Genomic DNA, 7837 nt, shown 5'->3' on the forward strand with positions numbered 1-7837 from the left:
GATAGCTAATTTAATTGACTACTATGTTGAACAAAAATAAAAATGACAAAAAAGATTTAAAAACCTGGCTTTAACTCGTTGCTTGATAAATGTAAAAGGAGGAATTGACAAGTTAGCTTTTAAAAGAAATTATCAAGTTATCTCCAAGTAATACTATGTTCTCCACTAAATTATTCTTATCAGCTGGATATTCATATTCTAGAACTTCAATCTGGTTATGGTATTTCATTAATTCAAGAGTGCTTAAATCAGCTCTAGTCATATCTCCCAATCCCCACCCGTTAAACCAATTATTTGCTTCGGCACCATATTGACCTTCAAGCAGCTCGTCTCTATATTCAGGACTGCCAAGAATGACAATTTCATTGATATAGATAGGGTCTATCTCTTTTAAAGAAGCAATAGTTCCTTGTGCTAAACAGTCTGAAATAGAGATATCAGAGGGTTCTTTAATGAATCCTGAATTTATCTTGTGCTTCACATCGAACTGGTAGACAACATCTTCATCGAGTGTTAGCAATTCTTTAGGAATATCGCAGCATACATATATCGGAAAGTCGTTTGTCTCATTCCAAAGAGCTCCAATACTTTCAGTTTCATATCTTTTCTGCCCAACTTTGCGAATAATTGACTCTTTATTGGAGTGATAAGCATACCAATAATGCCACTTGTTGCTGAGATACACAAGGTGTTCATTAGAGGGACTCTCTTGAAAATTGTGGTGAGCAGAATTCTTTCTTGGTACTATTCCATTTCGTAGGATATCGTTAAGATATTTTGAGGTCGTACCGTGGTATAACGGGATAGTATCCCAAGGATTTTCTATTCCTTTAAAGGATAGAGATAAGTCTGTAGTATATGTTATTATCTTTGATTTCATAGATTCAATCTTGTTCATCTATATCAATCCTTTACTAAATATATGCACTTTCAATCAGTTTTACGGTAGGAATAAAAAAGAACTCCCTTAGTTTAAATAGCGACACCAAATGTCATTTGGTATACTTCAACCCAAGAATGGTCATAGAATCCATTTGATTGTTGCACTTCACCAATACATAACTCGGTATTGATTTGTTGTTCTTTCATCAAGATATAATGAAGCTCTAGTGTAGGTGGCAGTAGCTAGCAATCGGCTATTCTGTATGATTTGATTTGTGTGAAACATTCATAACCCGCCTTTATTTTCTTTTAAGTATATCAAGAGAATTATAGAATAAAATAGAAAGATGAAAATCAGGTGATTAAACTAAAGAATTTGCTAAGGTAATAATGTAATATTTTGTTGGGAAATTTTATTCACATTTATTACCAAGTGAGAGAGTGTTATAATGGAAATATTAACAAAGTTAAAAAGGAGAAAATATGCGACAATTAATATGGATTTTTATAATACTTATCTTAACTTCTTGTAGCGACCCATCCCCTATTAAATCTGATATAGAAGTAAGGTACAACGAATTATTTGGTACAAAATTCGGAGTAGTTGACCAGGTATATATTAACTCTGAAGGGAAACAGTTAGCCTTTTTAGGCTCTAAGGAATTCTTGAGTTATTTAGAAGATGTTGAAGAAGTAGGACTTGATAAATATAATAAAGACATGACTATTACATTAAAAACATCCGAGGAAATGAAGGAATATAGTAAGGAACAAACCTCTGCTGAACTTTATTATGACATTGATAAGAACATCTTGTGTAGCGACAAATCCTGCTATAAAGTTTCAAGTCAATTTGAAGAACAAATCAATTCCTATAGTGAGAGATAAGGAAAGCGAAATTATCGCTTTCTTTTTTGTTTGAGAAGAAAGGGGTGTTTTATCATTTCAGACGTTCGAGCTTTTAAAAATTTCCCAACTCCATAATTATACAAATTATTCCACGATTCAAGTAAGATAGGATTGTCCTGGAAAATAGGATAAAAAATGGTAAGGGAGTTTAGTGGGATATGTTGAAAAAAGGAAGATTTGCAATCTTTATTGTTGCGTTCACTTTATTGTTATCTTCGGTGAATGTAATAGCAGGAGTTTCAGGTGCTGTAAATGCCAAGGAGAAAGAAAAAGTTAATCCAAGAGATTACTCTGGAAAACAAATTGAAACAATGTTCGAAGAAGTAGAGCCTTTTATTACGCTTACAGAAAATGAAACTGTGGGAGTAATTGACAGTAAAGCTGCTAAAAAGGCAGGTGTGTCCAAAGAATCTATCAACTTAGCAAACTATTATTTGGATAAACAAAATGCAATGCTGAAAAGTACGGAGAACAATGAATCTATTGATGCCTTTATGAGTGAATTTAATCATTATTTTATGTATATTACGGAAGGAACAGAGGTTTCTAGAGAACCAGGAAATGAAACTTTAGAAGTCCAGTCTCTTAGAGATAGAAACACAGAAGAAATTGCATTCGAAAACGCATCTTTGGAGTACATTAATAGCAAAATCGACCTGGTGATGGATTATGTAAGTTTTGATAAAAACCATATTGCAACGCTAGATAAGACTGCTGCTGAGAAAGCAGGAGTATCAGCTCATACTATTGACATTGCTGAAAAAGCTTTTCAGGAGCAAAATGAAAATATTAGAAGTACGGAAGTTCCAACGGAAGATAAATCAGTTGAAGGAATTATCTCTGCATTAGCTTCAGGTGGATGTGGAGGAAGTACTGACAACCCTCATAAGTGCCCGCCAAGAGATAACGTTCTTTATCGAGTATCTTTAGGATATGGACAAGATTATTTGCTTGATAGAGGTTATCACGAAACTTCCTGGTATGCTGGGGGGTCAGCTCCTTGGAGAACTGGAAGAGATTATACTAAAAAAGTCAGTGCATACAATTGTGTATATGGAGCCTTCAGATATCAAGGTTTATTATCAGACGGTGGGAGAAATGACGGCTATGTGTCAGTAATCATTCAAGTTCCTGAGCCAAATCCAGAACTGCATACTTATGATGACCCAAGTTGGACCTGGGCATATTATGTCCGTTGGTGGCATTATGAATATTGCTAATTAATGATTTTCTAAAAAAATAAGGGAGCTGCGGCTCCCTTTTTATTATTGATTGTTGAATAACACCCAATGAGTGATTTAATTTTGGTAAGTCTAAGCTTTCATAGCAATCTATTAAAACTCACATTTTTAGCGGGTCATAATGTCCACAAGAAATCCAAATTGGCTTCTGATTAAAAAGAAATTATAATATTAATTAAGTGATAGATTTATACTATCCGTCAGTTAAATAAAAACAAGTATTTTTGGGAATAATCGAGAATGCTCCAACGATTCTGAAATAGATACAAAGATTACTTGTAATTACTAAAATATTGCTAAGTCCTGTTTCACGTAAGGAGCAAGAAAATAAAATAAACCTCTCGTTCTTCGGAAAACCTTGCCTTTATGCGTGCGTGCATCACTGATACGGGTGTAATAGAATTTTACAGTTCTTGAAACATTGCTTTAGTAGTTTCCGATAATGCGGATTCATTCAAATTTAAAAAATGGTGATTATTAGGTGGTGAGAATATTGGGTGGAAGAGAAGGTAGCAGAGGTTATCTATACCAAGCTGTAGTCTCGGTTCTGCAGTCCCTCCAGGATAAGGACTGGAAATCTGTGCAAGTAGAACCAGATTCGGCAAATGATAAAGTAGATATATTATGGGAATTTAACAGTGGTAATGAGAAAGTTGCACAAGTAAAGTCTTCTATAAATAATTTTAGTAAAGCTGATATTATTAAATGGTTAGAGGAAATATGTAATGATGCATCTCAGGCTAACGAGATTAGCCTAATATTAATTGGTAGTCTTAGTGACGGGACCAAACGCTTTGTTAATAAATTGAATGAAATTGAAACATTGCAAACTGATGAATTAAAAGAACTTGAAGGAATAAAGGACTTTGTAGAGAGGATTTCAATTCACCAAGAGAACTTTGACCTTAGTTCCTTGGAGTCTAAAATAAACAATTCCTTAGATATATTTTTAACTGAGCAAGGTCACACAGTTAATTATTATACGAGAGCAATGATGGTGGATGCTTTAGTCAATACCTTTAATAAGTTTTCCATACAAGGACAAAAGGTATCAAGGGAAGAATTTGAACAGAATTTGTTGGATTGGGTTTATTTTAACTTTCCACAAGTTCAAAGCAGTGAACTAATAAAGAAAAGTCTGGTAGTGCAATTTTATCTATCAAAATATATTGATTTTTCTACCAAGTTTGTGAATTAAACCCTAATTTTAAATCCATTTTAGAATATAAAAAGCAACAGCTAATTGAGTTAGTAAGACAAATAAGAGATATAAAGCTGCCTAAAAAGGCTGATGTGATAATTGATGAACAAACCGAAGCATTAAGAAGGATGTTGATGGTTTCGAGTTTTGGCGGCTCGTATGTCTCCAACGAGATACCTTATGGAAAGAAAGTGGAGATAAGTGAACAAATTAATAATATCCTTGGTATAACAGTGGATGAAAGCTTTTTCTATGTGGGAGAACTGAAACGACAAGAAGTTGGTTATCATTCACTCCTTGGCGGACCACCCATAATACAGGAACAAGGTACTAAACAAGAAAAGACAAAAGGGCAGCTATTTAATAAGCTATTTAAAAAGTTAGACGAATATGAAGAAATGATAGTGTATTCTAAATATCTTAATAAGTTTCAGGTCATTCCACTCGCCTTAAAAAATGAAGGCTTATCATATGATGAAGATATTAGAGTGAAGATTTTTATTCCGAAAAACGTTTTTATTCTTACAAAGAATAATATCCGTATTCCTGACTTTTCGTTGATTAGGGATTTTACAGGCTATGGAAGCTACTTTAATACTTACTTAAGACACCATCAAGACAGTAAGGTGAGGGAAAATATAAACTATCTATATAAGCCTTATAAAAGTGTCGTTGCTAAGAACAATGAGAAAGAAATTAAAGAAGCAAATGAGAATTTCAAATGGTATGTGGGGTCATTCTTTAACTTTGATTATTTTGAAGATGATGCAGAGTCGAATGTATTGGTTTATCATTTTGATAAGTTAAATGCTAATGAAGCTATTTCCTTCCCTTCTTTCATTCTAGTTCAAGCTTCTAGTTATTTCCTTATAAGGTATGAAATCACTTCAAAAAAGTTGGGTAGAATAAACAAGGGTGAACTGTTGTATAAGATTGAGTCAAGAGAAGAGAGAACAAAATGATATTGGATATAACTACCTAAAAAATCCTTCTAAAAACAGAAGGATTTTCTTTTTTCATTTGGCTTCACATTCGACCAAAAGAAGTTGTATCAATGAGTTATTGTTTGTTTTTTTGGGGTTCTGTAGTAGAAAAATCAAATGTCCAACCAGTTCTTTTCATATTATTCCTAAATCCTTCTGGGTCGCGTAAATACTGAATTTTATAAATAATTAATTCAAACGTTTCTTTAACAAATTGGTAAATTGTATCTGTTAATGAAAACATAACAGTCACCACCTTAAAGAAATTATAACACATTCTAAAAAAATTAAAAACTCAACATAGCTCTAAAATTGTCAGTTTTTTCAGTTAAGTTAGTTGGGTGACTGTAGTTCTTTTCAAAAGCCACTATAATTATATAGGAGTCTGCAAATTCTTTTTCAGGATGATGAAAACATACGTATTCCCGTGTTTCACTTCCATTGCTAAATACATATGGCTTTTGTGACAAATAACTGTGAATGACTCCCTCAATTTTGCCATTGTCCTTTATATTATGGAGCCAAGCTTTATATTTAGGGTCTGTTAGTTGGGTGTTGCTCAATGAACTAGCTACCCTCAAAAGAAAGAAGAGCCCTAATTCTTTTTTATTCTTTGGTGTATAAGTTTTTGTTGCAATAGATTGAATATTATTGCTTATAAAGGAATCCAATGAAGACTGGCTGTATTTTTCTTGTAAGTCTAAAAATAATTCCCTATCAAAGTGAAAGACTGTAGTTCTTGTTGATAGCGATTGACTTGAGTTGATAATCTGGTCTTCAAATTTGATACTGACTTCTATTAAGTTTCCTATAGTTCGAACATCATACTTATATAGCTGAATACCAATCACTTTGGTAGAGCTAACCTTGGAGATGAAGTCTTTCGATTTAATAATAAATTGATGCTCCATCTTCTGAAGTTTTTCATTAAATGGCACTTTTTCTGCTGTTGCTCTTAGTGAATCATTTTCTTTCTTTAAAATTTTGTTTTTCTTTATTACTCTTAAAACTGCTTGTATTAATAGATACACTAAAGATAGTAGCGAGCTGAGAGAAAACACCAATGCATAACCTTTAAAGGAAACTGAATGAAGTTCTTTTTCTTGAAAAAAATATATTATAGTATTCTTACCCAACAGATAATCAGCATAACCTACATCTGTAGCGAGAGCTGAGAACGCATTTGCTACTATATAGTTCATAAATAGAAATATATTCAAACCAATAATCCACTTAATAACTTTTTTCATTAGACTATAACCTCTTGGCATAATGTGATTTATTTCATAGTAATAAAACAGTATCATATCACTGTATGGGTATAAAGATTACAAAATTTTTTCGGTTTGTAATTTTTGTGCGAAGTTATATAAAGACAGTGTAAATATAGTTCTCTTAAATAGAATCTATTAATTATTAATATCAAGTGTACTATTAATATTGCTCTTTTCAATAAAGCTTTGTAAAGGAAGTTTTAGTAAACCATTCAAGACATAACTTTCAAACAGTTGGCGGAAAGTGGAATTTCATTTCTCTTGAAGTTTATCACTTATCTGGAAACTGAAAATGAGCCTTCGATAAATTTATAAATTTTTGTGCAGGAGGATTATAATGTACATTGAAAGCTTAGGAACGCGCCTTAGAATAGAAAGGTTCAAACGGAATATGACACAGGGGCAAGTTTGCCAAGAGTTAAAAATGAAAGTTTCTACGTTAAGCCAGATAGAGAATGATAAAGGTGTGCATTTTGATTCCACCATCAGGAAACTGTTAAAGTTTTATGGAATAAACGCTTAGGTAATATTACAAAATTATAGAAGCCCTCCAAAGAATGGGCTTCTGAAAAATGCTTAACACTTTTGATGAAAAGATTGCAAGAGATATCAATGTTCTTTAATAACAATTCTTGATATTTCCTTTTTGATTACTTCTTCATTTTCGTAGAAAGCGTTTTTTGCAAAATAAGTATTTTACCATCTTTTTTTTCTATGGTTGTAACAAAGTGAGCAGCACTATTTGTAGAGTTATCGTTTGATATAATAATAATTTCAATGGAGTTATGTCCATCTAAAAGGTATTCAGCTATGTTCATTTTATAGCGATGAATGCTTTTTCCTTCTTCTAAGTTAACTCTAGCCTGGATATTTGAGTTAGAATCCTCAAATAAAAGACTAATGTCCTTCGTTTTTTTGCTTGATGTATGTACTGTTTCTATTAGGTGATATTGAAAGTCTTCAGCTTTTATTTTAAGGATAAATGGGTCTTCATTTGTTTCATTAGAGATTTTAATGTATCCACTCGGATTATTATAATTTTCGAGATAAATCTGCAAAGGTATATTGGATTCAGGTTCAATAGTTACTTCTGCCACTTTATCATCTTCATAGCAGCTATGGTTAAAGATATGCTTATTATGGAAAGTAAACTCAAGAGGTAAAAGGCAAATAAAAAGTGAGATTTTTTGTTTTGGATATTATTATTTTTTATATTAGCAAAGATTTTGCTCTTTCTTAGAATAAAATAAATCAATAGTAAGCTGAAAGAAAGGGTAATACCTAATAGGATTTTTTTAATGTCTAGTTCATTTGTGAAGCCTATGGAAATTGAAGTGACAGACATAG

General features: G+C 32.3%; 10 protein-coding genes. 5 read left to right on the top strand and 5 right to left on the bottom strand.

All coding sequences use genetic code 11. The features are described from left to right. Positions 1–112: 112 nt before the first annotated feature. Entirely contained in the window at positions 113–898 is a 786-nt protein-coding gene (locus tag JCM21738_RS20175) for a hypothetical protein (RefSeq protein ID WP_023626591.1), read from the bottom strand. A 467-nt stretch (positions 899–1365) separates the two neighbouring features. On the opposite strand from JCM21738_RS20175, the gene JCM21738_RS20180 reads away from it, so the two are divergent. From JCM21738_RS20180 to JCM21738_RS20195, 4 genes are all read left to right on the top strand, one after another. Continuing rightward, positions 1366–1770, top strand: coding sequence for a hypothetical protein (locus JCM21738_RS20180; protein WP_023626592.1), 405 nt, complete (start codon positions 1366–1368; stop codon positions 1768–1770). 179 nt (positions 1771–1949) lie between these two features. Next, the gene (locus tag JCM21738_RS20185) at positions 1950–3011 is read left to right on the top strand and encodes a hypothetical protein (RefSeq protein WP_023626593.1); all 1062 of its coding nucleotides are present in this window, start codon (positions 1950–1952) and stop codon (positions 3009–3011) included. A 514-nt stretch (positions 3012–3525) separates the two neighbouring features. After that, complete coding sequence (locus JCM21738_RS20190) at positions 3526–4230, top strand: hypothetical protein (protein ID WP_035210031.1); 705 nt, start codon at positions 3526–3528, stop codon at positions 4228–4230. Positions 4231–4325: 95 nt separating this feature from the next. Continuing rightward, positions 4326–5195 (top strand): hypothetical protein, encoded by an 870-nt coding sequence (locus JCM21738_RS20195; protein ID WP_148296155.1) that lies wholly within the window; start codon positions 4326–4328, stop codon positions 5193–5195. A 97-nt stretch (positions 5196–5292) separates the two neighbouring features. On the opposite strand, the gene JCM21738_RS24560 is transcribed toward JCM21738_RS20195, so the two are convergent. Beyond that, entirely contained in the window at positions 5293–5460 is a 168-nt protein-coding gene (locus tag JCM21738_RS24560) for a hypothetical protein (protein WP_023626595.1), read from the bottom strand. A gap of 43 nt (positions 5461–5503) precedes the next feature. Continuing rightward, the gene (locus JCM21738_RS20200) at positions 5504–6466 is read right to left on the bottom strand and encodes a hypothetical protein (RefSeq protein ID WP_023626596.1); all 963 of its coding nucleotides are present in this window, start codon (positions 6464–6466) and stop codon (positions 5504–5506) included. Between the two features lie 361 nt (positions 6467–6827). Here JCM21738_RS20200 and JCM21738_RS27565 point away from each other — a divergent pair, with 361 nt between their 5' ends. Then, entirely contained in the window at positions 6828–7013 is a 186-nt protein-coding gene (locus JCM21738_RS27565; protein ID WP_023626597.1) for a helix-turn-helix domain-containing protein, read from the top strand. A 127-nt stretch (positions 7014–7140) separates the two neighbouring features. Here the strand turns inward: JCM21738_RS27565 and JCM21738_RS20210 are convergent, their stop codons facing one another. Further along, positions 7141–7587 carry a hypothetical protein gene (locus JCM21738_RS20210; RefSeq protein WP_035210036.1) on the bottom strand — a complete coding sequence of 149 codons (447 nt, stop codon included), beginning with the start codon at positions 7585–7587 and terminating at the stop codon, positions 7141–7143. After that, positions 7575–7837: hypothetical protein (locus JCM21738_RS26345; protein ID WP_035210039.1), on the bottom strand; the 263-nt coding region annotated here is incomplete at its 5' end. The genes JCM21738_RS20210 and JCM21738_RS26345, both read right to left, overlap by 13 nt.

This window comes from Mesobacillus boroniphilus JCM 21738 (assembly GCF_000517385.1).
GTDB classification, from domain to species: Bacteria; Bacillota; Bacilli; order Bacillales; family Cytobacillaceae; genus Mesobacillus; species Mesobacillus boroniphilus.